Annotated in this window: 20 protein-coding genes and 2 pseudogenes; 12 read left to right on the top strand and 10 right to left on the bottom strand. The window is 68.9% G+C overall.

Features of this window, described 5'->3' with window-relative positions; all coding sequences use genetic code 11:
- Window positions 1–46: 46 nt before the first annotated feature.
- Both OH799_RS29660 and OH799_RS29655 read left to right on the top strand, forming a co-directional pair.
- Entirely contained in the window at window positions 47–541 is a 495-nt protein-coding gene (locus OH799_RS29660; RefSeq protein ID WP_406270815.1) for a hypothetical protein, read from the top strand.
- A gap of 300 nt (window positions 542–841) precedes the next feature.
- Window positions 842–1,996, top strand: coding sequence for a lipase family protein (locus OH799_RS29655; protein ID WP_406282716.1), 1,155 nt, complete (start codon window positions 842–844; stop codon window positions 1,994–1,996).
- 160 nt (window positions 1,997–2,156) lie between these two features.
- Here OH799_RS29655 and OH799_RS29650 read toward each other — a convergent pair whose 3' ends face one another.
- On the bottom strand, window positions 2,157–2,702 hold the full coding sequence (locus OH799_RS29650) for a histidine phosphatase family protein (RefSeq protein ID WP_406270812.1): 546 nt from the start codon (window positions 2,700–2,702) through the stop codon (window positions 2,157–2,159).
- Window positions 2,703–2,809: 107 nt separating this feature from the next.
- Here OH799_RS29650 and OH799_RS29645 point away from each other — a divergent pair.
- The 4 genes and pseudogenes from OH799_RS29645 to OH799_RS29630 all read left to right on the top strand — a co-directional run.
- Window positions 2,810–4,765: pseudogene (locus OH799_RS29645) on the top strand (DEAD/DEAH box helicase); the annotation flags it as partial.
- Window positions 4,766–4,942: 177 nt separating this feature from the next.
- Window positions 4,943–8,032, top strand: a pseudogene (locus OH799_RS29640) (ATP-dependent helicase); the annotation flags it as partial.
- Between the two features lie 54 nt (window positions 8,033–8,086).
- Window positions 8,087–8,899 (top strand): DNA-formamidopyrimidine glycosylase family protein, encoded by an 813-nt coding sequence (locus OH799_RS29635; RefSeq protein WP_406270810.1) that lies wholly within the window; start codon window positions 8,087–8,089, stop codon window positions 8,897–8,899.
- Between the two features lie 81 nt (window positions 8,900–8,980).
- On the top strand, window positions 8,981–9,163 hold the full coding sequence (locus tag OH799_RS29630) for a hypothetical protein (RefSeq protein ID WP_406270807.1): 183 nt from the start codon (window positions 8,981–8,983) through the stop codon (window positions 9,161–9,163).
- A 74-nt stretch (window positions 9,164–9,237) separates the two neighbouring features.
- Here the strand turns inward: OH799_RS29630 and OH799_RS29625 are convergent, their stop codons facing one another.
- Window positions 9,238–10,971, bottom strand: a complete 1,734-nt coding sequence (locus tag OH799_RS29625; RefSeq protein ID WP_406270804.1) for a glycerol-3-phosphate dehydrogenase/oxidase — start codon at window positions 10,969–10,971, stop codon at window positions 9,238–9,240.
- Window positions 10,972–11,437: 466 nt separating this feature from the next.
- Here OH799_RS29625 and glpK point away from each other — a divergent pair, with 466 nt between their 5' ends.
- Complete coding sequence (gene glpK, locus OH799_RS29620) at window positions 11,438–12,937, top strand: glycerol kinase GlpK (protein WP_406270802.1); 1,500 nt, start codon at window positions 11,438–11,440, stop codon at window positions 12,935–12,937.
- Between the two features lie 143 nt (window positions 12,938–13,080).
- On the opposite strand, the gene OH799_RS29615 is transcribed toward glpK, so the two are convergent.
- The 4 genes from OH799_RS29615 to OH799_RS29600 form a co-directional block, all read right to left on the bottom strand.
- Complete coding sequence (locus OH799_RS29615; RefSeq protein WP_406270799.1) at window positions 13,081–14,259, bottom strand: PLP-dependent aminotransferase family protein; 1,179 nt, start codon at window positions 14,257–14,259, stop codon at window positions 13,081–13,083.
- A 91-nt stretch (window positions 14,260–14,350) separates the two neighbouring features.
- On the bottom strand, window positions 14,351–15,397 hold the full coding sequence (locus OH799_RS29610; RefSeq protein ID WP_406270796.1) for a hypothetical protein: 1,047 nt from the start codon (window positions 15,395–15,397) through the stop codon (window positions 14,351–14,353).
- Window positions 15,398–15,471: 74 nt separating this feature from the next.
- Window positions 15,472–16,470 (bottom strand): hypothetical protein, encoded by a 999-nt coding sequence (locus tag OH799_RS29605; protein ID WP_406270793.1) that lies wholly within the window; start codon window positions 16,468–16,470, stop codon window positions 15,472–15,474.
- 296 nt (window positions 16,471–16,766) lie between these two features.
- Window positions 16,767–18,170: an NAD(P)H-quinone dehydrogenase gene (locus tag OH799_RS29600; RefSeq protein WP_406270790.1), complete on the bottom strand. Its 1,404-nt coding sequence runs from the start codon at window positions 18,168–18,170 to the stop codon at window positions 16,767–16,769.
- Window positions 18,171–18,339: 169 nt separating this feature from the next.
- Here OH799_RS29600 and OH799_RS29595 point away from each other — a divergent pair, with 169 nt between their 5' ends.
- Window positions 18,340–18,816, top strand: a complete 477-nt coding sequence (locus tag OH799_RS29595; protein ID WP_357265953.1) for a gamma-glutamylcyclotransferase — start codon at window positions 18,340–18,342, stop codon at window positions 18,814–18,816.
- A gap of 73 nt (window positions 18,817–18,889) precedes the next feature.
- Here OH799_RS29595 and OH799_RS29590 read toward each other — a convergent pair whose 3' ends face one another.
- From OH799_RS29590 to OH799_RS29580, 3 genes are all read right to left on the bottom strand, one after another.
- Window positions 18,890–20,050, bottom strand: coding sequence for a M20 family metallopeptidase (locus tag OH799_RS29590; protein WP_357265955.1), 1,161 nt, complete (start codon window positions 20,048–20,050; stop codon window positions 18,890–18,892).
- 83 nt (window positions 20,051–20,133) lie between these two features.
- Complete coding sequence (locus OH799_RS29585; protein ID WP_406270786.1) at window positions 20,134–21,381, bottom strand: M20 family metallopeptidase; 1,248 nt, start codon at window positions 21,379–21,381, stop codon at window positions 20,134–20,136.
- A gap of 122 nt (window positions 21,382–21,503) precedes the next feature.
- Window positions 21,504–22,208 carry an enoyl-CoA hydratase-related protein gene (locus OH799_RS29580; protein WP_406270783.1) on the bottom strand — a complete coding sequence of 235 codons (705 nt, stop codon included), beginning with the start codon at window positions 22,206–22,208 and terminating at the stop codon, window positions 21,504–21,506.
- Window positions 22,209–22,315: 107 nt separating this feature from the next.
- Between OH799_RS29580 and OH799_RS29575 the strand changes: the two genes are divergently transcribed.
- Together OH799_RS29575 and OH799_RS29570 are read left to right on the top strand one after the other, a co-directional pair.
- Window positions 22,316–23,095: a purine-nucleoside phosphorylase gene (locus OH799_RS29575; RefSeq protein ID WP_406270780.1), complete on the top strand. Its 780-nt coding sequence runs from the start codon at window positions 22,316–22,318 to the stop codon at window positions 23,093–23,095.
- Complete coding sequence (locus OH799_RS29570) at window positions 23,096–24,592, top strand: phospho-sugar mutase (RefSeq protein WP_406270777.1); 1,497 nt, start codon at window positions 23,096–23,098, stop codon at window positions 24,590–24,592. It abuts the gene before it with no gap.
- Window positions 24,593–24,624: 32 nt separating this feature from the next.
- On the opposite strand, the gene upp is transcribed toward OH799_RS29570, so the two are convergent.
- Window positions 24,625–25,248, bottom strand: a complete 624-nt coding sequence (gene upp / locus OH799_RS29565; RefSeq protein WP_406270774.1) for a uracil phosphoribosyltransferase — start codon at window positions 25,246–25,248, stop codon at window positions 24,625–24,627.
- 143 nt (window positions 25,249–25,391) lie between these two features.
- Here upp and OH799_RS29560 point away from each other — a divergent pair, with 143 nt between their 5' ends.
- Together OH799_RS29560 and OH799_RS29555 are read left to right on the top strand one after the other, a co-directional pair.
- Window positions 25,392–25,712 carry a hypothetical protein gene (locus OH799_RS29560; RefSeq protein WP_406270772.1) on the top strand — a complete coding sequence of 107 codons (321 nt, stop codon included), beginning with the start codon at window positions 25,392–25,394 and terminating at the stop codon, window positions 25,710–25,712.
- 4 nt (window positions 25,713–25,716) lie between these two features.
- Window positions 25,717–26,823, top strand: coding sequence for a C40 family peptidase (locus OH799_RS29555; RefSeq protein ID WP_406270769.1), 1,107 nt, complete (start codon window positions 25,717–25,719; stop codon window positions 26,821–26,823).
- The last annotated feature ends 49 nt before the right edge of the window (window positions 26,824–26,872 follow it).

Raw genomic sequence — 26,872 nt, 5'->3', positions numbered from 1 at the left:
ACACTGCCTCCGCAATGTCGAGGGGGAGCTGTGTGAAGGTGGAGTAATGGGTATGCGGAGGAGGGTCGCGTCCGGAATCGTCGCGATGACCGCGGTCGCGGGGTTGACCGCGTGTGGTGGGCAGCAGGCCTCTCCGGCAGACTCGGGCGTCACGCCCTCGGCAGACGCAACAGCGGGTGCGCCGACGGGGATGCCGGCCGACCTCGGCCCCCGGCACTACGCGGGCGGCGCGATGGTCGTCGTCCCGCATTCGGCGGATCTCGAGACCAGTTCGGTGATGGCCTTCTCGGCGTATGACATCGAGGACGGCACGGACAGGCTCGCGATCCATATCCCGGGACCGGTCGGCTGCCCGAGCATCGGCTTCACGGCGCAGGTCGAGGAATCGGCCGTGCTGGTGAGCGTGAAGCTCATCCGTGGCCTGCACCGTGGCATGCCGCCGTGCCAGGGCGCTAATTCGGAGCAAAAGCGTGAGTACGGCGTGGTTGTGGTCGGCCTGCGACACCCACTGGGCAACCGGACGGTGTTGAGCCTCGCCTGAACAGCCAGTATTCAGTTCTGCGGTACCTATCGCAACGGACAGGGTCCCCTCTTCGGCTATCGCCTACCCCAAAGCCGAAGGGCGTGCTAATCTTCAGCAAACATTTTGCGTTCGCTCCGGCTGCCGTTGCCTTCTTTCGATCCACGCAGTGAACAAGGTGGTTCGCTGCGACTTCCCATGCCGTGCCGATCCATCCGAGATGCCGACCTAGGGAATGAGCCCCGTCGGTCGGTGTATCGGTGGCGGCTGACCTTCGAAGGAAAAACCGTGACCAGAGTCGTGTTCCGGATCGCGATCCTACTGTTGAGCATCTTCTCGGTCGGCCTGCTCGGCCCACCCGCGACAGCACAGCCACTGTATCCCACCCCGGATCCCGATCCCTTCTACGCCGCGCCGCCGAACCTTGGCGCACTTCAGCCAGGTGACGTGGTGCGCGCCCGCAGGATCGACAGCGGTCCTTACGCGGGGACCGACAGCTGGCAGGTGGCGTTCCGCTCCACCAACTCGCAGGGCAATCCCGTCATGGGAGTCACAACCGTCCTGCTACCCCCCGGGGTGCAGAACCCGCCGCTGGTTTCCTACCAGGCGTTGATCAATTCCCTCGGCACCCGGTGCAGCCCGTCGCGCTCGCTGTTCAACGGCGAATTGGACGACGCGGCCGGCATGATGCTGCCCATCAGACGCGGCTGGGCGGTCTCGGTCCCGGACTATTTCGGCCCCACCTCCGCCTACGGCGCGGCGCGGCTGGGCGGAATGATGACCCTCGACAGCGTCAGGGCCGTGCGCAAGGTCGCCGAACTCGGCTTGGCCGACTCGCCGGTCGCCCTCGCCGGCTACTCTGGCGGCGGTTTGGCCACCGCCTGGGCGGCCGCGATGCAACCCACCTACGCGCCGGACCTGCACCTCACCGCTGCCGTCGCGGGTGGCATCCCCGCCGACCTCGGGGAGATGGCACACGCGCTCGGCTTCAACCCACACCCCGGATTCGGCCTGGCCTTCGCCGCGGCCATGGGGCTGGAACGCGAATACCCGGACCGGTTGCCGATCTCCGATCAGCTCAACGAAACCGGGCTGTGGTTCCGGGATCTCACGCACGATGCCTGCCGGCGGTTCCTGCTCCACGAGGGCGCCTTCCACAGCGCGGAACAGATGGCGGCGTCCAAGAATCTGATGGACGTCCCGGAAGCGCTCGCCGTGCTGCGGGAGAACAGCCTGCGCTACTTCGAAGGCGTGCCGACCGTTCCGACTTTCATCTGGCAGGGCCGCTTCGACACGCTCACCGCCTTCGGCCCCGTCGCCGAGGTCGCCAACCGGTATTGCAGGGCAGGGGCCCGGGTGCAGTTCCGCCCCTACGAGATCGCCGAGCACATGACCACGGCCGTCGCCGGATTCGCCGAGGCATGGAATTACATGGACGCCAGGTTCCGCGGCGAACCCGCACCGGTCAGCTGCTAGCCACACCGGACCAAGCGGCCCCGGAGACATACTCCGAGGCCGCTTGGGGTTCGCAGGCGGACGCGGCGGTGCGCTTGCCGACGTCTGCCCGAGGCGGTCGAGCCCGCGACGCCGTCGACGAACCGACGACCGGCAATCGTGACCGGCGGGAACCAGCGCGTCAGGCCGTGAAGTGCAGCGTCCATTCGCCGCGATAGTGCAGACGGGTGACGCTGCCCGGCGGGATGTCGATTCGCCAGAACGATTTCGGCGGGGCGTCCAGGGTCACCAACAGCGCCGCCCGAATGACGGCCGGATGGGTGACCGCGATGGTGGACTTCCCCGCCGCGGCGACCTCCGCCATCCAGTTCCTGGTTCGCTCGATCACCTCCACCACGGACTCGCCACCGTGCCCGCGGAACGCGGGGTCGGTGAGCCAGGCGTACAGCTCGTCCTGTGGCACCGACATCAGTTCCCCGCCGCGCCACGCGCCCGCGTCCAGATCGCGCAGCCGGGTGTCCTCGTCGCCGGGCAATCCCAGCAGGGCAGCGGTTTCCACGGTCCTGCGCTCGGGTCCCGTGAGCACCCGCGCGGCCGCGAGCGGTCCACACTCGGTGATAGCCCGGCGGCCTGCCTCGGTCAGCGACTCGTCGACCGGAAAACGTGCCTTTCGCATCGCCTCGGTCATACCATGGCTGACCAGGTCGACTCTGAGCACCTTTTGCACGGATCGAAGCGTACGGCGCGACGCCGACGGCCGTACCTCGATTGCTCCCGCTTCGCTCGTGGAACGGTGCGGACGTGCTTGTCGGTGCCTGGGTGCACACTGATGCCATGGCCCAGTTCTCCCGTGCGACCAAGGAGTGGTTCGACGGCGCGTTCCCTGGGCCGACGTCCGCTCAGCTCGGGGCGTGGGATGCCATCGCGGCGGGCGACCACACGCTGGTCATCGCGCCGACGGGGTCAGGGAAGACGCTCTCGGCGTTCCTTTGGGCGATCGATCGGCTGGCGACGCGGGAACGGCCCGCCGAGAAGACCGGGACCTCGGTGCTCTACGTCTCCCCCTTGAAGGCGCTCGCGGTGGACGTGGAGCGCAATCTGCGGGCGCCGCTGGTCGGCGTCACGCAGACCGCCATGCGGCTCGGACTCGATTCACCGCGGATCACCGTCGGAGTCCGCTCGGGCGACACCAGCGCCGCGGAACGCCGGTCCCTGCAGCGCACCCCGCCGGATATCCTGATCACCACGCCGGAATCGCTGTTCCTGATGCTCACCTCGGCGGCACGAGAGACGCTGCGGGATGTGAGCACGGTGATCGTGGACGAGGTGCACGCGATCGCCGGTTCCAAGCGCGGCTCGCATCTGGCGTTGTCGCTGGCCCGGCTCGACTTGCTGACCGAGCGGCCCGCGCAGCGGATCGGCCTGTCCGCCACCGTTCGCCCCCCGGAGGAGGTCGGTCGGTTCCTGGTCGGCAACGCGCCGATCACGCTGGTCGCGCCGCCCGCACCGAAGACGTTCGACCTGTCGGTGCGCGTGCCGGTGCCGGACATGACCGAGCCGGGCGACTCCGACCAGCCGGGATCGATCTGGCCGCATGTGGACGAAGCGATCGTGGACCTCGTTCTGGAACATCGGTCCTCGATCGTGTTCGCGAACTCCCGCAGGCTGGCCGAGCGTCTCACGGCCAGGCTGAACGAGGCCTATGCGGCGCGGCTCGACGAGCCGGTGGAGACCACGCCCGATACGGCGCGCGCGGGGCCCTCCGTGGTTACGCGAGCTGCCGCCTACGGGCCCGACGCGCGCGCAGTGCCCGATACGGCGCGCGCGGGGCCCTCCGTGGTTACGCGAGCTGCCGCCTACGGGCCCGACGCGCGCGCCGGTCACAAGCCGCCCGCGCAGCTCGGGCCGTCCACCGAGGTGATCCACGGCGCTGGAGCACTGCTGGCGCGGGCCCACCACGGTTCGGTGAGCAAGGAGCAGCGCGCGCTGATCGAAGACGATTTGAAGAGCGGACGGCTGCGCTGCGTCGTCGCGACCAGCAGCCTGGAGCTCGGCATCGACATGGGCGCGGTCGATCTGGTGGTGCAGGTGGAGGCGCCGCCTTCGGTGGCGAGTGGGTTGCAGCGGATCGGACGGGCCGGACACCAGGTCGGCGAAATCTCGCGAGGGGTGATCTTCCCGAAGCATCGCACCGACGTCATCCATTGCGCGGTGGCCGCCCAGCGGATGGCCGCGGGGCGGATCGAGGCGATCCAGATTCCCGCGCACCCGCTGGACATCCTCGCCCAGCAGACGGTCGCCGCGTGCGCTCTCGACCCGATCGACGTCGACGCGTGGTTCGAGGTCGTTCGCGGCACGGGAAGTTATGCGTCACTGCCGCGTTCGGCCTACGAGTCGGTGCTGGATCTGCTGTCCGGCCGGTATCCCTCGGACGAGTTCGCCGAGCTGCGGCCCCGGCTGGTCTGGGACCGCGACGCGGGAACGCTCACGGGGCGGCCCAGCGCGCAACGCCTGGCGGTGACCTCGGGAGGAGCGATTCCGGACCGCGGCATGTTCGCGGTGTACATGGTCGGTGAGAAGGCGTCACGGGTTGGCGAACTCGACGAGGAGATGGTCTACGAGTCGCGGGTCGGCGACGTGTTCGCGCTCGGCGCGACAAGTTGGCGGATCGAAGAGATCACATTCGACCGGGTGCTTGTGACACCCGCGTTCGGACAGCCGGGCCGGTTGCCGTTCTGGCACGGCGACGGGCTCGGGCGGCCCGCGGAACTCGGTGCGGCGCTCGGCGAGTTCGTACGCATGGTCGGACCGCAGCGCGCCGCCGAGTCGATCCCCGTGGTAGAAACGCGAAAACCGATGCGACGCAAGGGTATTTCCGCGTCATGGGAGTCGATGTCCACTGACGCGGCGGCGTCGGATGTGCCGGCACCTGGTTCGGTCGCGCCGGGCTCGGTAGCCGTCGGTTCGGTGACTTCTTCTCGCGCGCAAGCTGAGCACGCAGAACCCGGCCGCCCGGCCGACACGTCCGCTCAGCGGCCATCGCGGCGAAAGTCCGCCGATCCCGTCGCGGGACGGGCGCACGACGGCATCACACAACTCATGGGCTCGGCAGGACTCGACGACAACGCGACGGCGAACCTGATCACGTTGCTGGACGAACAGCGCACCGCGACCGGACAGCTGCCCACCGATCGCACCCTGGTGGTGGAGCGGTTCCGCGACGAGCTCGGCGACTGGCGACTGGTCCTGCATTCGCCGTACGGCCTGCCGGTGCACGCGCCGTGGGCGCTGGCCATCGGGGCGCGGCTGCGCGAGCGGTTCGGCGTGGACGCCACGCCGAACGCCTCCGATGACGGCATTGTCCTGCGGCTGCCCGACACCACGGACGATCCGCCCGGCGCCGAGCTGTTCGTCTTCGAGCCCGACGAGATCGATGACATCGTCACCGAGCAGGTCGGCGGCTCGGCATTGTTCGCCTCCCGATTCCGCGAGTGCGCGGCGCGCGCACTGCTGCTGCCCCGCCGCGACCCGGGCAAGCGCGCACCACTGTGGCAGCAGCGTCAGCGCTCGGCCCAACTGCTCGACGTGGCACGCAAGTTTCCCGAGTTCCCGATCCTGCTGGAGACGGTGCGCGAATGCCTGCGTGACGTCTACGACCTGCCGTCGCTGCGCGACCTGCTCGGACGGGTCGCGCGACGCCAGTTGCGGCTGGTCGAGGTGGCGACAGCGACACCGTCACCGTTCGCGAACGCCCTACTGTTCGACTACATCGGGCAGTTCATGTACGACGGGGACAGCCCGCTGGCCGAGCGCCGCGCCGCCGCCCTCTCACTCGACTCCGGGCTGCTCGCCGAACTACTCGGCCGGGTCGAGCTGCGCGAGCTGCTGGACGGCGCGGTCATCGAGCAGACCGAACGGGAATTGCAGCGGCTGACACCGGAACGCCGCGCCAGAGACGCCGAGGGCTTGGCGGATCTGCTGCGGCTGCTCGGTCCGCTCACCACCGCCGAGGCCGCCGAGCGCTGCGATGAGGACCCTGCCCCCTGGTTCGCCGGGCTCGCGTCTTCGCGTCGGGCACTGGAGGTTTCGTTCGCGGGCCGGAGCTGGTGGGTGGCGGTGGAGGATGCGGCGCGGCTGCGCGACGCGCTGGGAGTGCCGTTGCCGATCGGCACGCCGTCGGCTTTCATCGAGCCGGTGGCCGACCCGCTCGGTGATCTGGTCGGCCGCTACGCCCGCACACACGGCCCGTTCGGCGTCGAAGCGGTCGCGGCGCGGTTCGGTCTCGGAACCGCCGTCGCCGCCACCGCGCTGCGTCGGCTCGCCGCCGAAAAGAGGGTGGTGGAGGGCGAATTCACGCCCGCCGCCACAGGCTCGGAATGGTGCGACGCACAGGTGCTGCGCCGTCTGCGCCGCCGGTCACTCGCCGCGGCACGGCACGATGTCGAGCCGGTCTCGACCGCCGCGCTCGGCTGCTTCCTTGCCTCATGGCAGCACATCGACACAGGCGAGCTGCGCGGCGTCGACGGCGTGGCGACCGTCGTGGAACAGCTCGCGGGCGTGCCGATTCCGGCGTCGGCCTGGGAATCGCTCGTCCTGCCCGCGCGGGTGCGCGACTACTCCCCCGCCATGCTCGACGAACTCATGGCGACCGGCGAGGTGATCTGGTCCGGCCACGGCGCCATCACCGCCAAGGACGGCTGGATCGCCCTGCACCTGGCCGACCAAGCCCCGTTCACCTTGACGCCACCGGACGACATCGACCTGTCGGAGATTCAGCTGCGACTGCTCACCGCGCTCGGCGCGTCCCTGGTGCCGAGGACTCCGCTTCCTTCCGCCGAGGACCCGCTCGGCCGAGCACCGGCGTCGCTCGATGAACCGCATTCGCGCGGCGAGGCCGGGGAAGACTTCGGGATGCCCACGGATTCGACCGACCAACGCTCGGCGCGCCGAACGCCGCAGAATGCTCGTGACTCGGCGAACCACGCGCAGGCACCCGACGGGAGCGGGCCCGGCTCCACGAGCGCGAATCGGGGCGCCGCCGGACGACGATCACCCTCCGAACACTCCGCGGCAGGGCGGTCGGACGCTTCCGCCTCCGGCGCCCCCCAACTCGTTCCGGTACCGCAGGCCGGCGGCGCGTTCTTCTTCCGGCAGCTCTCGGATGCGACCGGCCTGCTCGACGACAGTACGGTAGCCGCCGCGCTATGGGAATTGGTCTGGGCGGGCATAGTTTCCGGCGACACGTTTGCGCCTGTGCGTGCGCTGCTGTCCGGCACGACTCGGACCACCACCGCGCACCGGACACCGCGCCGCGCGCCGCGCGGCCGGGCCTACCTGCCCCGACCGAGCATGCCGACCCGATCCGGCCCGCCCGCGGTCGCCGGGCGGTGGTCGCTGCTGCCGGAGCGGATATCGGACAACACCGTGCGCGCGCACGCGACCGCGGACCTGCTTCTGGAGCGATACGGGGTGCTGACCAGAGGCTCGGTGCAGAACGAGGGTGTGCCCGGCGGGTTCGCGCTGATGTATCGGGTGCTCACCGAGTTCGAAGATCGTGGGCGCTGCCGCCGAGGCTATTTCGTCGACTCGCTGGGCGGCGCCCAGTTCTCCACCACCGACGTGGTGGACCGGCTGCGCTCCTTCGACACCGAACGCACTCGTCCCGAGTCCAGGCAGCCGACCGGCACGGCGCTGGCGCTGGCGGCGTCGGATCCCGCGAACCCGTACGGCGCCGCGCTGGCCTGGCCGAAGGGCGACGTCGAGGGCGGACATCGGCCGGGACGCAAAGCCGGGGCCCTCGTCGTGCTCGTCGACGGTGAACTGGTCCTGTACCTGGAACGGGGCGGCAAGACCCTGCTGACCTTCACCGAGGCCCCGGAGGCTCGCCGCCGCGCCGCGCAGGCGCTGGCCGACCTGGTACACCACCGCCGGGTGGACTCGCTGGTGATCGACCGCGTCAACGGCGACACCGTGCACGGCAACACCTTCGCCGGTTTCCTCACCGAGGCGGGCTTCTCCGCCACCCCACGCGGGCTGCGCCTACGGAGCCGCCCGTGAACCCGCGCACTCGGGCAAGCCGCGGAACCGAAGCCGCGGAACCGGAGCCGGCGTATGCCTGAGGGCGACACGGTCTACCTAACCGCCGGACGTCTCCGCGCCGCGCTGGCCGGCAAAGAACTGACGCGCAGCGATTTCCGCGTGCCGCGGTTCGCGACGGTCGACCTGCGCGGACAGGTGGTCGAGAGCGTCGGCAGCTATGGGAAGCATCTGTTCATCCGGACGCCGACCTCGAGCATCCATAGCCACTTGAAGATGGAGGGCAGCTGGCGCGTCTTCCACTGCGGGCAGCGGTGGACCGGACCCCGGGTTGCCGCGCGGGTCGTGCTGGGCACCGACGAGCTGGAGGCCGTCGGGTTCTCGCTGGGCACTGTCGAGGTGGTGAGGGTGAGCGAGGAACGCCGGATCGTCGACCACCTCGGGCCGGACCTGCTCGGGTCGAATTGGGATGCGGCCGAAGCCGTCCGGCGGCTGGAGCGGTATCCGAATCAAGCTATCGGCGTAGCGCTGCTCGACCAGCGCAATCTTGCCGGCATCGGCAATATCTTCCGCAGCGAAGTGTGCTTTCTACGCCGAATCCACCCGGCCACCAGGGTCGGCGACGTCCCTGACCTGTTCGCGCTGGCCAACGAGGCGCACCGGGTGCTGACCGAGGCCGCCGACAAACCCCCGCGCCGTCCGCTGGCCTTTGGCCGCACGCACCGCCCGTGCCAACGCTGCGGTACACCGCTGGTCGCCGACCTGCTCGGCGACACCGCTCCCGACTCCGACCGTGTCGTCCAACGAGAACGCGGTATCTACTTCTGCCCGCGCTGTCAGCCGTTCCCGGCTACCTGGATCCGGCGGGATGCCGCGACTGGAATGTAATTCGCCACTCCATTGCTAACGATCCACGCCCGCGCCACGACATGCAATGTGGCAGTCCGGATCCAGCACGGGAGCAGACACATGACGACGGTATCGCAATCGAGCACGCGGCTGCTCCTCGCGATCTCCATGCGTCTTCTGGTCGCCGCCATGGCGGTCCTCGCCACTGTCGCGTTCACTTACCTTCTGCTGCACCCGAATTCGTCGACCCGCGCCCCGGAATCCCCGCGCGCGCCCGTGTCGACGATGTCGCCGCATCCTTGACACTCGACCAACCCACCCTATCTGGATGAGGATGCCACAGGTGGTCTAGCCCGAAGCTCGGGCAGACGGTTGGATCAGCCTTCCAATGGCACGGGCTCCAGGAGTTCCGGCCGGGGTTCGGGCGCCGCGACGCGGAGGGCGTCGGCGGAGGCGTCGTCCGGCTGGGTCTGCGAACGGATCTCCGCCTCGACGCGCGCCTGATAGGTCTGGACTTCCCGGTCGATCTCGTCGGCGTCCCAGCCCAGGATCGGCGCGACCAATCCGGCCACCTGTTCGGCACAGTTGGCGCCCCGGTGCGGGTACTCGATCGAGATCCTGGTCCGCCGGGCCAGAATGTCGTCCAGGTGCAGCGCGCCTTCGGCTTCCGCCGCGTATACCGCCTCCACCTGCAGATACGACGGAGCGTCCGTGAGCGGCTGCAATAGTTCGGGTTTGCCATCGGCGAAGGCCATCACTTGGTCGATCAGCGAGCCATAGCGGTCGAGCAGGTGCTTGATCCGATACGGGTGCACACCGTATGCCTCGGCCAGCTGCACCGTCTGATTGACCAGCGCGAAGTAGCCGTCCGCGCCGAGCAGCGGCACCTTCTCGGTGATCGAGGGCGAGACCCGGGCCGGAATGTCCTGTGCCGCTTCGTCTACCGCGTCATAGGCCATCACGCGGTAGGTGGTGTACTTGCCGCCCGCGATGCCGACCAGTCCGGGTGCCACCCGGGCGACGGCGTGCTCACGCGACAGCTTGGAGGTCTCGTCGCTCTCGCCCGCCAGCAGCGGCCGCAGTCCCGCGTACACACCGTCGATGTCGTCCGGGGTGAGCGGGGTGACCAGCACCTGGTTCACCCGGTCGAGCAGGTAGTCGACGTCGGCCTTGGTGGCCGCCGGATGCGCGAGGTCGAGGTTCCAGTGGGTGTCGGTCGTACCGATGATCCAGTGCGTACCCCACGGGATGACGAACAACACCGAGGTCGCGGTACGCAGAATGATCGCGGTGTCGCTGACGATCCGGTCGCGCGGCACCACGATATGCACCCCTTTGGAGGCGCGCACGTGGAACCGGCCCCTCTGCTGGGACAGAGCCTGGACCTCGTCGGTCCACACGCCGGTCGCGTTGATCACCACGTGTCCACGCACCTCTCCGGTGCGCCCGTCCTCGGTGTCGCGCACCTTCACGCCCACCACCCGGTCGGCCTCACGCAGGAAACCGACCACCTGGGTGGAGGCACGGATCACCGCACCGTAGTGTGCGGCGGTGCGGGCCACGGTCATGGTGTGGCGCGCGTCGTCGACCACCGTGTCGTAGTAGCTGACGCCGCCGATCAGTGCGTCGCGCCGCAACCCCGGCGCCAGCCGCAACGCGCCGGCACGGGTGAGATGTCGTTGTCCAGGAACGGATTTGGCACCACCCACGGTGTCGTAGAGGACCAGCCCGGCCGCGACGTACGGACGCTCCCACGCTCGATGGGTCAGCGGGTACAGGAAGCGCAGCGGCTTCACCAGATGTGGCGCCAGGGTCGACAGCGCGAGTTCACGTTCCCGCAGCGCCTCGCGCACCAGTCCGAACTCCAACTGCTCCAGATAACGCAGTCCGCCGTGGAACATCTTCGACGAGCGACTGGAGGTGCCCGAGGCGAGATCGCGCGCCTCGACCAGTGCGACCTGCAGGCCCCGGGTCGCCGCGTCCAGGGCGATCCCAGCGCCGACCACGCCACCGCCGACCACGACCACGTCGAAATGATCCTTGTCGAAGCGCTCCCACGCCGTTCTGCGCTGCTCCGGGCCGAGGAACTGCGAAACCGGTTTCTTGGTCATGCTCGACTCCTCCAACCGATGCGGATGTATTCGATCGAGCCGTTCGACTCCAGGCTAGGCGAATCGCCGTCGCTCGACCGGACACGTCCGTGTCGTCATGCACTACTCTTCGGTAACAAGACCACCCTAAACGAGCGGCCGGCCATCACGCGGCCCTCGCAATCACACCGCCCGACCCCTCATTGCAGGCGTGAACCGAGGGTCAGGCTCGCTACGTCGTGGGCACCCCGGTCAAATCGAGCGCGCAACCTACCGCACGCCCATCGGCCCATTCCCAGGTTCCGAGCGCAGCGAGACCGAGCATTCCCCGTTCGCGGCCCGGCTCGCGTCCGAGCGGCCGCCGCGTCCGCGACGCAGTCGCCAGCGGCGGACGCTCGGACGCGAGCCACCAGGGGGCCGCGAACCCGCCGCGCCCGCGCGGCCAAAGACACAGCAAAAACAAACACAGCGCTGCAAAATACAACACATGCGTCGCTATGTGGCCGCCATCGACCAAGGCACGACCTCGAGTCGGTGCATCGTCTTCGACCGGCAGGGCCGCGTCGTCGGTGTCGCCCAGCGGGAACACGAACAGATCTTCCCACGACCAGGCTGGGTCGAGCACGATCCCGAAACCATTTGGCGGAATGTCGAACTCGTGCTCGGCGAGGTGCTGGAGCGCAACGGGCTCACCCGCGACGACATCGCCGCGGCCGGGGTCACCAACCAGCGCGAGACTACGGTGGTGTGGGATCGCAAGACCGGCAAGCCGGTGCACAACGCCATCGTCTGGCAGGACACCCGCACCGATCGGCTGTGCACCGAGCTGGGCGGCGAGGCGGGAGCGACCCGCTACCAGGACCGCACCGGCCTGCCGCTGTCCACCTACTTCGCCGGGCCGAAGCTACGCTGGATCCTCGACAATATCGAGGGCGCGCGGGCCCGCGCCGAGGCGGGCGAGCTGTGTTTCGGCACGGTCGACAGCTGGGTGCTGTGGAACCTCACCGGCGAGCACCTCACCGACGTGACCAATGCCTCGCGCACCATGTTGATGGATCTTCGTTCGCTACAGTGGGATTCGCGGATCTGCGCGGAATTCGGCGTGCCGGAGGCGATGTTGCCGCAAATCCGTAGCTCCTCGGAGGTGTACGCGGAGATCAATTCCGGGCCGTTGGCCGGGGTACCTGTGGCCGGCATTCTCGGCGACCAGCAGGCCGCCACCTTCGGCCAGGCGTGTCTGGCGCCCGGCGAGGCCAAGAACACCTACGGCACCGGCAATTTCATGCTGCTGAACACCGGCACAACGCCGGTGTTCAGCAGGCACGGCCTCCTCACCACGGTGTGCTATCGCCTCGGCGACGCGGACGCCGTGTACGCGCTGGAGGGCGCCATAGCGGTTACCGGCTCGCTGGTGCAGTGGTTCCGCGACAATCTCGGCATCATCTCCGCCGCCGACGAGATCGAGCCGCTGGCCCGCAGCGTCGCCGACAACGGCGGCGCCTACATCGTCCCCGCCTTCTCCGGGCTGTTCGCGCCGCGCTGGCGACCGGACGCGCGGGGCGTGATCGCCGGGCTCACCAGGTTCGTCACCAAAGCGCATCTCGCGCGGGCGGTGCTGGAGTCCACCGCCTTCCAGACCCGCGAAGTCGTCGATGCGATGCGCGCCGACGCCGAGTCCGAACACCTCGGCTTGGAGCTCACCACACTGAAAGTGGACGGCGGCATGGTCGGCAACGATCTGCTCATGCAATTCCAGTCCGACATTCTCGACGCGCCTGTGGTGCGCCCCGTGGTCAACGAGACCACCGCGCTCGGCGCCGCCTACGCGGCGGGTCTGGCCGTCGGTTTCTGGCCGAGCACCGACGATATCCGCGCCAACTGGGCCGCCGACAAGACGTGGCACCCGACCATGTCGGACGCGGACCGGGACAAGCACCTCGAAGCATGGGACAAGGCCGTCGAACGCACTTACGGCTGGGTAGATTAGCGATTGCACGGTGTGGGATTTCGCTCGCAGCGTCACGTCCGGCATCGGCTGGCCCGTGTGCCACCCCGTCATTACCGGCCGACAGTGGCCCGAGGCAGCCACGAATACGATGCCAATTCAATCACCGCGGCCGAACAACACAGCTATTCACCTACTGCACGGGCCAAGCGGACGGTCGCCTGCTGAAGCGTATCCGCCTCGGAAGTGGTGAAGCACAGGCGCATCGAATTGCGGTGGGCGCCGGACATCGAGAAAGCCTCGCCGGGAACGTAGGCTACGCCGAGATCGACCGCGCGCGGTAGCAGGTCCACGGTGTCGGTTCCATCGGTGAAGTCGACCCACACGAACATGCCGCCAGCGGCTTCGGCACTCACCACTCGGTCACCGAAGCGCTCGCGCAGACCCCCCACCAAGACACGCGCCCGCTCACCGTAGACGCGCCGGATCTTGTCCACATGCGCCTCCAGCCAATCGGTGTCGTCGAGCAGGTCGGCGGCGATCTGCTGAGTCAGCGCCGAACCGCACAGGTCCACACCCTGCTTCAGCAACTCCACGCCCCGGCACACCTTATTCGGTGCGATCATCCACCCCACCCGAAGTGTCGGCGCCAGCGTCTTCGACACACTCGACAGCCGGATCACGTTGGCCGAGTAGCACGCAACCGGCTCCGGCGATGGCCGATCGAACCACAGCTCGCCGTACGGATCGTCTTCGATCACCCAGAATCCGTACCGTTCGGCGAGTTCGGCAAGTTCGCGGCGACGCGGCAGGCCCATGGTGACGCCACGCGGATTGTGGAAATTGCTCACCGTGTGCACCAGCGCGGGGCGCTCCCCACGGCCGAGCAGTTCGACCAGCACGTCGATCCGCATGCCCTCGGCATCCAGCGGAACCGTCACGATTCGCGCTGCCGCAGCCCGAAACACTTGGAGCGCGCCGACATACGCCGGATCCTCGACCACGACGAGAGCGCCTGGATCCAGCAGCACCTCGGCAAGCAGCGACAACGCCTGCTGCGAGCCGTGCGTGACGAACACGTCCTCGAGCGGCACCGGCCGACCGAGCCGTGCCGTCTCGCGTGCCGCCAGCACCTCGCGCAGCGGTCCCCAGCCCGCCGATTCGGTGTACTGCAGCCGTGCACGGTCCGCGAGAGCCGACTCGGCCGCCAGCGCGATCCGATCGCGCGGCATGAGCTGCTCGTCGGGCAGCCCACCGGCCAGGCTGATGACGTCGTCGCGGGCGGTCAGCTTCAACAGGTCGCGAATCGCCGAGCTCGTCAGGCCTTCGAGGTGCCGGGCCAGCGGTGGAGTGGTCGGCGACATGAAACCTCCGAGGAGCGCCACGATGGTGAGACCTCACTCTCACACACCGCTACCAGAATATGAAATTCCATTCCCAGTATATGAGAGGATGTCACCGTTCCCGGATGACGAAGACCAGTTTCCTGCCGTCCCTGTCGACGGTCGTGACACTCTGCTGGTACACGATCGTCGTGCCGTTGGGGCGATGCTCGGTCAGGTCGACGTCGAAGGTGTCCTGGCCCAACTGGGTGATCCGCACGCAATGCGTGGTGCCCACCGGGATCTGCTCATCAATGGCCTCCTGGAGGATGGTGGCGGTCGAAAAATCCGCATCCGGCGCAACGAACGACCTGGCCCGTTCCCCATTGCGCGCAACGTAGAACGCGTTCTGGAACCCGAGAATGGCCCCGGCCCCGCTGGCGGTGTCGCCGGGGCCGTTGCCGACGGTCACTTTGCCGTCCTTGCTGGACGGGCAGCTCAACGCCGCCGTGGTGCCGCCGACGTCGGGAGCGGCGCTGGTGTCCCCGTTGTCGCGTGAGACTGCGATGATGGTCACCGTCAGCGCGATCAGCACGACCACCGCGGCGAGCGCGCCGAGTACGCGCCCCCGAGCCGAGGAACCGGACCGGCTCGCGGGCGGAGGCGTTGCAGGCACGCGCAGCGCCAGCCGCATGGCGATCGGGTCCTCGGCCCAGGACAGGCCCGACTCGGACGGTAGAGGAGGTTTCGGTACGCCGCCCTCGGCGGTCGGCCGGTTCCACCATGAGTCCTGCTCGCCGTCTATGGGCTGCGGGCGCGCGGCCCCCGCGGCGGGTTGCTCGGGCTCGGCAGGCGCGGGCAGCCGTTCGGCGTGAACCGTGGAATCCGGCGCGCGATACTGCGGCGGCGGTGCGAGCGTCGCCTCCGGGTCGCCCGCGGGACGCCAGCTGAGTTCGGGGTGGTCGGTCGGCTGCTGCGGCACCTCCCAGCGCGGTCCAGCGTCGGCGCTCGGCGGCCCGAACTCCGAAACGGGCGGCCCGAACTCCGAAACGGGCGGCCCGAACTCCGAAACGGGCGGCCCGAACTCCGAAACGGGCGGCCCGAACTCCCCCAACGGCGGACCGAATTCCGACCCGGACCGGCCGGATTCGTTTTCCCTCGCATCACCCTCGGAGGTCACACCCAATCCTTTCCAAGGACACACGAGTGGGGCGGTCGTGAACGACCGCCCCACTCGCCGAAATCAGGCTCGTGTCAGTACTGGAGTGAACCACCCCACTGGGTGACGACACCAGCCACCTCAACGGTCTGCGGAGCAATATCGCCCGACTGAAGCGGAAGCTTAACCTGTGCGGCGGCCTCGAGGGCAGCGGCGCCGCCCGGCTGCTCCCGGATCCAGTCCTCGACGGCGACCTTTGCCGCGTTCAGCTGAGTGGTATCGAACACCGCGGTGGTGTTGTTGTCGGCCAAGCCCTCGCCACCGGTGTAGGTGGTCAGCTTGACGGTGTTCTTGTCGACGAACTCCACCGAGACGCCGGCCTCGCCCGCACCGGTGGGCGTGCGGTAGCCGATGGTCCCGACGTAACCCGCCTCGTTGCTGAAGTGGTGGGTGTTGGCCACGTAGCCCGGCAGCAGCGTGCCACCGTCGACATTCGCGCCGATCTCCCCGTGTGGACCGGTCATCTCCACGACCGGTGCGGGTGGGGCGGCCTGCATACGCGGCGCCTCCCACCTCGGCTGCACCAGCGTCGAGGTCTCCGGCTGCTGCGCCTCGGCGTTCTCGCCACCCTGGGTGTCCGGCTGGGTGGCATCCGGCTGCGCGCCCTGCTCCGGCGTGACCGCAGGCTGCGGCTCGCCCGGCTGCTGACCGGGGACGGGCAGCGGCGCGACGCGCGGGGGGGTCACGCCCGGCTGCGTCGGCCGGGGCAGCCGCGGATCCTTCTGGTCGGGCATCGCATGGTCCGAATCCGGGGTGGTGACGCCGGGCTGGCTCGGCGTCGGCTTGCTCTCCGGCTTCTCTTGATCCTGCTTCGATTCCGGCTGGTCCGGATCCGGCTTGGTGGTCTCCGGGGTGCTCGGCGTCTCGTTCACTCCCGGCTGCGCGGGAGCAGGCGTCGGCGGAGTGGTCGGCTGATCGTTGGGAGCCGCCCCCGCCGGCGCCGCGAAGAGAGTGGCCACCGCAGCCGCGGTGGCCAGTGGCAACGAGGTGCTCGCCATCGCTCGCTGCGTTCGACTCGGCTTACGATGTTTCACTTTTCGCAATCCTTCCCGGGGTGCGGACCGAATAGACCGCACTCTGTGGTCCCTGGGTGAGACGCCTGATCGTCGAACTAAGCCGAGTCGTTCGCCGTTCCGATTTGGAAAGAACCTATCCCCCCACACCGAACCTCGCGACCGCCCTCCGATCGCATCTCTGTCGAGGAGTGAACCACATGTGTGCACGATGGGCAACGCGGCGAATATCCAAGGGTGGCAAGAGCACCCACCCCGAACGCCTGCGCCATGTTCACGGGGCCCTATGTCCGATATCGGACACGGCACCGCACGCGTCAATCCAGGTCGTCGTGCCGCATCAGCAGACGCGCTGCCTCGGTCACCGAACCGGTGAGGGACGGGTAGACCGAGAAAGTCTGCGCCAAGTCGTTGACCGTCAGATTGTTCTGCACCGCAAGCGCGATCGGCAGGATCAGCTCCGAGGCGATCGGCGCGACGACGACGCCGCCGATCACCACACCGGTCGCGGGCCGACAGAAAATCTTGACGAAACCGCGTCGCAGCCCGGACATCTTGGCCCGCGGGTTGGTGTTCAGCGGCAGCATCACTGTGCGCGCGGGAATCTCGCCGTTGTCGATGGCGGTTTGGCTGACGCCGACGGTCGCGATCTCCGGGCGGGTGAACACCGCGGAGGCGACGGTCTTCAAGCGGATCGGGCTCACGCCCTCGCCGAGCGCGTGGTACATCGCGATGCGGCCCTGCATCGCGGCCACCGAGGCCAACGGCAGCAGGCCGGTGCAGTCGCCCGCGGCGTAGATGCCCGGCACCGACGTGCGCGACACCCGGTCCACCCGCAGGTAGCCGCCGCGGTCGAGTTCGATGCCTACCCGCTCCAACCCGAGCCCCCCGGTGTTCGGAGTGGAACCGACGGTCATCAGCGCGTGCGAGCCGGAGACCGTGCGGCCGTCGGACAGCTTGACCACGATGCCCTCGGCGGTGTGCTCCACCGCGTCGGCGCGCGCGTGCTTGACCAGCTCGACGCCGCGCTCGGCGAGCGCGTCTTCGAGCACCAGCGCCGCGTCGGCGTCCTCGCCGGGCAGCACCCGGTCCCGGCTGGAGACCAGCTTCACCCGCACGCCCATTTCGGTGTAGGCGGAGACGAACTCGGCGCCGGTCACGCCGGAACCGACCACCACCAGCGTCTCCGGCAGTTCCTCCAGGTCGTAGAGCTGACGCCAGTCGAGAATGCGTTCACCGTCCGGCTCGGCACCGGGCAGCACGCGGGGGCTCGCTCCGGTCGCGATCAGCACCACCTCGGCCTCGACGGTCAGCTGCGCGCCGTCGGAAAGCTTGGCGAGCACCCGGTGCGCGGCGAGGCCCGAGGCGGGATCGATCAACTCGCCGCGCCCGGACAGCACCGTCACCCCGATGGTCTGCAGTTTCGAGCGGATATCGGAGGACTGCGCGAGCGCGAGCGCCTTCACTCGCGCGTTCACCTCGGTCAGCTGCACCCGCGCCTGGTTCGGGTCGAGTGTGATGCCGAGATCGCGGGCGCGGCGCAGGTCGGTGCGCACGCCGGTCGAGGCGATAAACGTCTTGGAGGGGACACAGTCCCACAGCACACACGCGCCACCGATGCCATCGGCATCGATCAGCGTCACCGACGCGCCGTGCTGGGCCGCCACCAACGCCGCCTCGTAGCCGGCTGGTCCACCACCGATGATCGCGATGCGGGTCATTGATACCTCCGCTCGAGCTTCGCGCCGGGATCTCCGGCACGTACTAAACGTTATCCGGCAACCGCCCCGCACCCCCGATCGCATTACCGGTGCGCAACAGTTCCGCGGCGCGCGCCGCGGGTGCGGCAATCAAACGCAGTCTCCGACGGTTATTGGCTACCCTTTGCAGGTGCCGATCTACGCCGCTTATGGGTCCAACATGGACTCAACGCAGATGCTCGAGCGCTGTCCGCACTCCCCCATGTCCGGGACGGGCTGGTTGGAGGGCTGGCGGCTCACCTTCGCGGGTGACGATATCTATTGGGAAGGGCCTCTCGCGACGGTTGTCGAGGAGCCGGGTTCCCGAGTGTTCGTCGTGCTCTACGACGTGTCCCCGGAGGACGAGCAGCGACTGGACCGCTGGGAGGGCTCGGACTTCGGTATCCACAAGAAGATCCGCCTGCGCGTCACCCGCAACGCGGACGGTGGCGGCGAACCCACGCTGGCCTGGCTGTATGTGCTCGACGCCTACGAGGGCGGACTACCGTCGGCCCGCTACATCGGCGTGATCGCAGACGCCGCCGAAAAAGCAGGCGCGCCAGAGGATTACGTCCACGCGCTGCGTACCCGCAACAGCCGCAATGTCGGACCGGGCAACTTCGGCTGACGGCGGGGCAGTCGAAAGGAGACAGTGGTGTGGCCGCCCTCGAGAGGCCGGCTACACCGCTGTGACAAAGAACTCAGCGCGCGTTCAGCACAAGTTTGGTCAGTACCCGGACGCCGACCGCGAGCGCCCGCTCGTCGATGTCGAAGGTCGGCTGGTGCAGATCCAACTGCTCGCCCTGCCCAGACCAGACGCCGAGGCGCGCCATCGCACCCGGCACCTCCTCCAGGTACCAGGAGAAGTCCTCGCCGCCGCCGGACTGCATGGTGTCGGCCAGCGCGTCCGGGCCGAGTTCGCGGATCACATCCTCGAACATCCGGGTGGAGTGTTCGTCGTTGACGACCGGCGGCACGCCGCGCCGGTAGTTCAACTGGTAGCGCACACCCGTCGGGGCGAGCAGGCCGTCGACGATCTCGCGCACCATCGGCTCCAGCAGCGACCAGGTCGCGTGGTCGCCGGTGCGGACGGTGCCGGTGAGCATGCCCGTCTGCGGAATCGCGTTCGGCGCTTTGCCCGCGCTGACCGCACCCCACACCATCACCGTGCTGGTACGCGGGTCGATGCGGCGGCTGAGCAGACCGGGCAGGCCGGTGATCACCGTGCCGATCGCGTAGACCAGGTCGCTGGTCAGATGCGGGCGCGAAGTGTGGCCGCCCGGCGAGTCCAGCACCAGCTCGACGGTGTCGGCGGCCGAGGTGATCGCGCCGACGCGGATGCCGACCCGGCCCACCTCGAGGCGGGGGTCGCAGTGCAGCGCGAAGATCCGCTCGACGCCCGCCATCGCGCCGGTGGCAACGACGTCGATCGCACCGCCCGGCATGACCTCCTCGGCGGGCTGGAAGATCAGCCGCACTCCGACCGGCAGCTTTACCTCGGCCAGCGCCAGAGCCGTGCCGAGCAGAATCGTGGTGTGCGCGTCGTGGCCGCACGCGTGCGAGACGCCCGGCACGGTGGAGGCGAAGGCGAGTCCGGTGAACTCCTGTAGCGGGAGCGCGTCCATGTCGGCACGCAGGCCGATGCGCGGTCCCCCCGGCCCGATGTCACAGATGAGTCCGGTGCCACCAGGCAGTACCTGTGGTGCGAGGCCGGCCTTGGTCAACCAGGACGAGACGAACTCGGTGGTGGCGAACTCCGTGCGGGAAAGCTCCGGGTTGGCGTGGATGTGCCTGCGCCATTGGACGAGGTCGACTGCGTGCTCGGCCAACCACGACTCGACCGCTTCCTGCCCGGTTCTCACGGCGTCCGACGATGCCGGGGTCCCGGAACCCTCCGTGGCTACGCATGGGCCCGTCGCCCGCGCCGCCGTACGGCCGGTAGTGCTCACCGAATGTCCTCCTGTCGTTGAACGAGCCGTTGCAACAACCTGTCCCTATGTATGTCATCGCGGGCGATGGCGATCGCGGTACGCGCGAGCGCGAGCGCGCCATCGAGAACCGCCTGATCCGCCGAGGCGTTGATGCTCGCCGCGGCGAAGCCCGGCTGATGTGTCACCGCACCACCGGCATCGATGCCGATAACCGGGTGTATGCCCGGAATGACGTTGGTGACGTTGCCCATGTCCGTGCTGCCCAGCGGCCGCTGCGCCTCGAGTTCCGGTGCGATCGGCACACGTCCCAATCCGGTGATCTGCTCACGATAGGCGAACAGTAACTCCGGATCCGGGGTGAGCTCGGTGTATGTCGGCGCGAGTGTCCGGATCTCGTGGGTGCAGCCGGTCGCGAGGGCACCCGCCTCGAAACAAGCCGACGCTCGTCGCATCAGATCGTCGAGGGATGCGGAGTCGACTGCGCGTAGGTAATACAGCAGTTCCGCACGTCCGGGCACGATGTTGGGAGCTACGCCACCGTCGCTGACTATACCGTGTAGTTGCTGGCCGGGCAGGATATGTTGCCGCAGCAATCCGAGAGCAACCTGCGCGACGGTGACCGCGTCGCCCGCGTTGCGGCCCAGCTCCGGGGCCGCGCTGGCGTGCGCCTCGCGCCCGTGGAAGACCACCGACACGTCGGCAAGGGCCAGCGAGCGGGCACCGACGATGTCGAGTGGACCAGGGTGCACCATCATCGCCATCGCGACGTCGTCGAACACCCCGCGCTCCAGCATGAGTACCTTGCCGCCGCCGCTCTCCTCGGCAGGGGTGCCGAACACCAGCACGGTGAGGCCGAGCACGTCCGCGACCTCGGCGAGGCCGAGCCCCGCGCCGACCGCGGCGGCGGCGATGACGTTGTGGCCGCAGGCATGCCCGATCTCGGGGAGCGCGTCGTACTCCGCGCAGATACCGACCGTCATAGGCCCGCTGCCGAAGCGTGCGCGGAACGCGGTGGGCAGTTCGGCGACGCCGGTCTCGATCTCGAAGCCGCGTTCGGCCAGCGGAGCGATGGCCTTGGCGACACTGCGAGTCTCCTCGAACGCCAGCTCCGGTTCGGCATGAATCGCGTGCGAGAGCGCGATCAGCTCGGCGGACGCCGCTTTGATCGCGGCATCGGAGCGGCCCGCCGCGTCGTCGACATCGGTGCGCAGTATGTGATCGTCGCGGTGCGATTCATGGTGTCCGCTGCGCGGTGGTGGCATGAAACACAGTCTTGCATTGCGTCGGCAAACCGGTTGTGTTTGTTTTTCGGTGTCTATTTGCCAGTTGCGGCGGTAGCCGCACGACCGGGGTGTTCGCCGCCGCGGACCACGGCGTACACCGATCAGCCGGCCGCGAAGGCCAAGTTCTCCGGGGTGGTCGGTACCGCGAGGCCGGCCAGCGCCTTCGCGTGCAGGGCGCGCTTGATCACCGGCAGATTCGGCTTGCGATTGCCGGCGAGTGTCCCAGCCCGCTCGATCGCGGCGGGTAGCAACGACGGCGCATCTGCCTTGCCGTCCACGATGCCTGCGGCGATCGCCTCGTCGGCCGGGTAGCGGTGCCCGGTGGTCATCGCCTGTACACAGACCTGGTTGGCCAGCCGCTCGGTGAGCAGAGCGTTCATCCCGACGGTGAAAGGCATGCCCAAGTGCACCTCGGGCAGGCACCAGAAGCCGCGGTCTGCGCGCATCACCCGGAAATCGTGCGAGGTGGCAAGCATGGCGCCCGCACCGAAGGCGTGGCCGTTGATCGCGGCGACCGTCGGCATCGGGAAGGCCAGGAGACGGGTGTAGAGCGAGTGCACACGATCCAGGTAGCCGTGCATCTTGTCCAGGTTGCCGAACAGCCAATCGGTGTCCAGGCCGTTGCTGTAAAATTTTCCGTCCGCGGTGGTTACCAGCGCCGCGGGTCCCTCGAAGCTTTCGACCTGGTCCAGCAGCCCGTGGAATTCGTCGATCCAGTTCGGGTGGAAGCGGTTCTCGCTGTCGGTCTGTCCGTCGTTGCCGAGGTAGACGACGAACACTTCCCCTTGACGTTCCAGATGCGGCATGCGTGCAGCGTATCGGGCATGCGCCGACAACCCTACTCGCGGGTAGGGGCTGTGTTTGTTTCGCAGCGCCGTAGGCGCTGCGAAACAAACACACTATCGTGACGATCATGCTTGCCGAACAGGCCGCCGAGGCGATCGCCGAACGTACAGGAGTACCGCGCCACCGGGTCGCGGTGGTGCTGGGATCAGGCTGGCAGGACGCGGCCGCGGAGATCGGGCCGCCACGCGCGTCGGTGCCGATGCCCGAGCTACCGGGGTTCGGAACGCCGAGCGCGCAGGGCCACGTCGGCGTAATCCACTCCGTCGAGCTGGACAACACCGCCGTGCTGGTACTGATGGGCCGCCAGCATCTCTACGAGGGTTACCAGCCCACCGACGTGGTGCACCCGGTGACCGCTGCCGTCGCCGCGGGCGCGGAGATCATCGTGCTGACCAACGCCGCGGGCGGCATCCGTCCCGGACTCCGGGTCGGCGACCCGGTGCTGATCAGCGATCACCTCAACCTGACCGGCCGCACCCCGCTGGCCGGCGCGACCTTCGTCGACTTGGTCGACGCGTGGGATCCCGAATTGCGATCTCTGGCAAAGGAACTCGACCCGAGTCTGACGGAGGGCGTGTACGCGGGTCTGACCGGTCCGCAGTACGAGACCCCGGCCGAGATCCGGATGCTGCGCACGATCGGCGCGGATCTGGTCGGGATGTCCACGGTTCTGGAGGCGATCGCCTGCCGCGCACTCGGCGCGAAGGTGCTCGGCATCTCGCTGGTCACCAACCTGGCCGCGGGCGTCACGGGTGCGCACCTGTCGCACGCCGAGGTGCTCGCCGAGGGCAACGCCGCAGCGCCGCGGCTCGGCAAACTGCTACGCGGCGTGCTGGAACGGGTGTAGATGCTGCGCTTCGGCACGGCCGGCCTGCGCGGACCGCTGCAGGACGGTCCGGACGGCATGAATGTCGCGACGGTGACCAGAGCGACCGCGGGGATCGTCGACTGGCTGCGCGGCCGTTGCCTCGGCGGCGGCGCGGTGGTCGTCGGCCGCGATGCCAGGCACGGGTCCGCCGAATTCGCCACGGCGACGGCGGAAATCTTCGCCGCGGCGGGCTTTCCGGTAACGCTGCTACCACGTCCGCTGCCCACGCCGGTGGTCGCGTACGCGGTGCGCGAGCTGGGTGCCGTCGCCGGCGTGCAGATCACCGCGTCGCACAACCCGGCCACCGACAACGGCTACAAGGTGTACCTCGACGGCGGCGCGCAGCTGATCGCCCCCGCCGACACCGAAATCGAGCGCTGCATCGAGGCGGTCACCGAGCCGGTCGCCCGCACGCCGGTCGCCGCCGCGGACGACGATGCGGTGCGGCACTATCTGCACCGGGTGACCGAACTGCCCACGCTGATCGGCGGTGCCGGCGAGCGCGCGGAGATCAGGATCGCGCTCTCCCCGCTGCACGGCGTCGGCGGCGCTCTCGCCGTGCAAGCGCTCACCGCGGCGGGATTCACCGACATCCACGTGGTCGACCAGCAGTTCGAGCCCGACCCCGACTTCCCCACGGTCGCCTTCCCGAACCCGGAGGAGCCGGGCGCCACCGATTTGCTGCTCGCGCTGGCCGCCCGGGTCGGCGCCGACCTGGCGATCGCACTCGACCCGGACGCCGACCGGTGCGCCGTAGGCATCCCGCTGCCCGACCACACCTGGCGGATGCTGCGCGGCGACGAAACAGGCGTGCTGCTGGGCGACTGCGCGCTGCGCACCGCGCGTCCCGGCGCGCTGGTGGCCACGACGATCGTGTCGTCCCGGCTGCTGTCCAAGCTGGCTCCCGCCCGCGGCGGGCGTTACGCGGAAACCCTCACCGGCTTCAAATGGCTGGCCCGCGCGGGCGACGGCCTGGTGTATGCCTACGAAGAGGCGATCGGGCACTGTGTCGACCCGGCGACCGTCCGAGACAAGGACGGCATCTCCGCCGCCGTGCTGACCGCCGATCTGGTGGCCCGACTGAAGGCGGTGGACCGCACTCTCGGCGACGAACTCGATGACTACGCCGTCGAATTCGGCCTGCACGCCGGCGACCAGCTGTCACTGCGGCTGGCGTCGGCCGAGGACGCCGCCGCGGTTGTCGCACGGCTGCGGGCGAATCCGCCGGACGAAATCGCGGGTGAGCCGGTGAAATATACCGACCAGCTCCAGGTGCGCGGCCGGATGCGGACCGACGCGCTGATCTTCGAGGGCGGCTCGTCACGCCTGGTGGTCCGTCCCTCCGGCACCGAGCCGAAGCTGAAGTGCTACCTGGAAGTGGTCGAGCCGGTCGCCACGCGCGCCGACCTGGCCGCCGCGCGAGCCGCTGCGCAAGTGCGACTTTCGACGCTGCGCGACTTCTGCCGAACACTCTGATCGGTTGACGCGGCCCACCGCGCGGGCGGAGATCAGCGCGAGCCGAACTGCCGGTCGCCCGCGTCACCCAGGCCAGGCACGATGTAGGCGTTCTCGTTCAGTCCGGCGTCGACGGCAGCGGTGACGAGCCGCACCGGAAGGCCCGAATCGGCCAGCGCCGCAATGCCTTCCGGAGCCGCGACGACGCATACCGCGGTGATGTCGGTGGCGCCGCGCGCGGTGAGCAGATGCAGTGTGTGGCGCATCGAGCCGCCGGTGGCCAGCATCGGGTCGAGCACGAAGACCGGCAGCCCAGCTAGGTCGGCGGGCAGCGACTGCATGTAGGGGACCGGCTGATGGGTGGCTTCGTCGCGGGCGATGCCGACGAATCCGACCCTGGCGTCAGGGATCAGCTCGGCGGCCGCGTCGACCATGCCGAGCCCGGCACGCAACACCGGAACCAGCAGCGGCGGATCGGCCAGCCGGATGCCCTCGGTGGCGGCGACCGGCGTGACGATCTCGAACCGCTCGACCGGCGCCTCGCGCAGCGCCTCGTAGATCAGGATTCCGGTGAGATCGCGCAGCGCGGCACGGAAAGCCGCGTTCGCCGTTCGCTTGTCCCGCATCGTCGTGAGCAGTGCGGTGACGAGTGGATGGTCCACGGTGTGGGTGCGCATGAGGGAACGATAAGGTCGGTCGCGGGTGCTCGCCGAACTCCGCCCGACTTTTTTGCGAACCGGTGGAACCGAACGGGAAGAGCGCGCGTCGAACCAAGTGGATGACGTACTCTGCCTGGGAACAACAGATGGGGGAAGCTCTGATGCGAAAGATGTCGGCGGACACCGAGGGTATCGCAGCCTATGGTGTCACCGCCCAAGACATGGCGAGTGAGATGGCGGCGGCGGGGGTGAGCGCGGCGGCGGCCGAGCCGGTGTTACTCGGTCCGATCATGGGCCTCATCGGCGGCGATTTCATGGCCGCCTACACCGCGGCGCACGCTGGGCACATCGCCTCGATCGGCCAGCTCTCGGCGGTACTCGCCGGCATGGGTGGCGCGGCCGCCGGCGCGGCAACCGTACTCACCGAGACCGATACATCCCACGCGAGCGCGCTGCGGAACGCGGCGACCGAACTGGAGTGAGCCTGTGATCGACGTCAACGCGCTGGCCAAGCCGCTCTTCGACCTGCTCGCCAGCTTCGGCACCGGCATGCTGCCCACCGGCGGCCCCGCCGACGCACTGCGCAACACCTCGACCGCGGTCGACCAGATCCACCAAATGGGTCGCGACAGCATCAACGGCATGAACACCGCGTGGGACGGCCGCGCCGCCGACGCCGCCACCGCCAAAGCACTACGGGTGCAGACCTCCGCTGCCACGATCTCCGATCGTGGCAACGACATGGCAACCGTGGTGAACCAGGCCGCGGCCGAGGTCGAGACGGGCCAGAAGGAACTCACCGGCATCGCCCAGTCGTTCGTGAACACCGCGGCGAGCATGGGCCCCGCTCTGGCGACGCCCGAGGGGCTGACGGTGATCGTCGGCTCGGCGATCGACCACCTCGGCCAAGCGCTCAACGTGGTCGGCCGGGTGCAGAACGAGCTGCAGACGCATACCGCGTCGATGAACGACCTCACCCCGCCGCCGCCGACTCCACCACCCGCCGGTCTGCCCGTCTCCGCCCCTTCCGTGCAGCAGCTGGCGTCCACCACGTCCGGCGTGTTCACCGGCGCGGGCCAGATGATGAGCACTGCGATGAGTACACCGCGTCCCTCGCTGCAGTCCCAACGAAGTCCCGGCACCCCGGGTGCGCCACGGCCCGACACCGGCTCGTCGGGAAGGCCCGCCGACGGCAAGGGCGTGAAGATCACGCTGCCCGACGGCAGCATCGTGGAGGCGCCGAACGAGCAGGCCGCGACGGCGGTCCGCTCGGCGATCGGCGCCGTCGGCACCCCCTACGTGTGGGGTGGCAACAGTCCGGGCGCCGGGCTGGACTGCAGCGGCCTCACCAAGTACGCCTACGGCGAGGCGGGTGTCGACCTGCCTCGGCTCGCAGCCGATCAAGGCAACGGGGCCACAGCGGTATCCGCCGGTGACCTGATGCCCGGCGACCTCGCGATCTGGGACGGCCATGTGGCCATGGTGGTCGGCAACGGGCAGTTCGTCGAGGCGGGTGACCCGGTCCAGATCAGCTCGATTCGAACGGAGAATTCAGGCATGGACTTCCACGGCTTCTACAGGCCGACGGCATGACCGGTCAGGCCCGAAGGCGGCAGCGAAGCGTGACCATGGAGGGCCCCGG

This window comes from Nocardia sp. NBC_00881 (assembly GCF_045207455.1).
Lineage (GTDB): Bacteria > Actinomycetota > Actinomycetes > Mycobacteriales > Mycobacteriaceae > Nocardia.
This window is presented reverse-complemented; position numbering and strand designations above follow the sequence as displayed.

What these genes read in the sequence shown, in the direction of transcription:
- OH799_RS29660 (WP_406270815.1), top strand. Translation starts at nt 47, where the DNA reads ATGGGTATGCGGAGGAGGGTCGCGTCCGGAATCGTCGCGATGACCGCG.
- OH799_RS29635 (WP_406270810.1), top strand. Translation starts at nt 8,087, where the DNA reads ATGCCTGAGGGCGACACGGTCTACCTAACCGCCGGACGTCTCCGCGCC.
- OH799_RS29630 (WP_406270807.1), top strand. Translation starts at nt 8,981, where the DNA reads ATGACGACGGTATCGCAATCGAGCACGCGGCTGCTCCTCGCGATCTCC.
- OH799_RS29625 (WP_406270804.1), bottom strand. Translation starts at nt 10,971, where the DNA reads ATGACCAAGAAACCGGTTTCGCAGTTCCTCGGCCCGGAGCAGCGCAGA.
- glpK (WP_406270802.1), top strand. Translation starts at nt 11,438, where the DNA reads ATGCGTCGCTATGTGGCCGCCATCGACCAAGGCACGACCTCGAGTCGG.
- OH799_RS29615 (WP_406270799.1), bottom strand. Translation starts at nt 14,259, where the DNA reads ATGTCGCCGACCACTCCACCGCTGGCCCGGCACCTCGAAGGCCTGACG.
- OH799_RS29600 (WP_406270790.1), bottom strand. Translation starts at nt 18,170, where the DNA reads ATGACCCGCATCGCGATCATCGGTGGTGGACCAGCCGGCTACGAGGCG.
- OH799_RS29585 (WP_406270786.1), bottom strand. Translation starts at nt 21,381, where the DNA reads ATGCCACCACCGCGCAGCGGACACCATGAATCGCACCGCGACGATCAC.
- OH799_RS29580 (WP_406270783.1), bottom strand. Translation starts at nt 22,208, where the DNA reads ATGCCGCATCTGGAACGTCAAGGGGAAGTGTTCGTCGTCTACCTCGGC.
- OH799_RS29575 (WP_406270780.1), top strand. Translation starts at nt 22,316, where the DNA reads ATGCTTGCCGAACAGGCCGCCGAGGCGATCGCCGAACGTACAGGAGTA.
- OH799_RS29570 (WP_406270777.1), top strand. Translation starts at nt 23,096, where the DNA reads ATGCTGCGCTTCGGCACGGCCGGCCTGCGCGGACCGCTGCAGGACGGT.
- upp (WP_406270774.1), bottom strand. Translation starts at nt 25,248, where the DNA reads ATGCGCACCCACACCGTGGACCATCCACTCGTCACCGCACTGCTCACG.
- OH799_RS29560 (WP_406270772.1), top strand. Translation starts at nt 25,392, where the DNA reads ATGCGAAAGATGTCGGCGGACACCGAGGGTATCGCAGCCTATGGTGTC.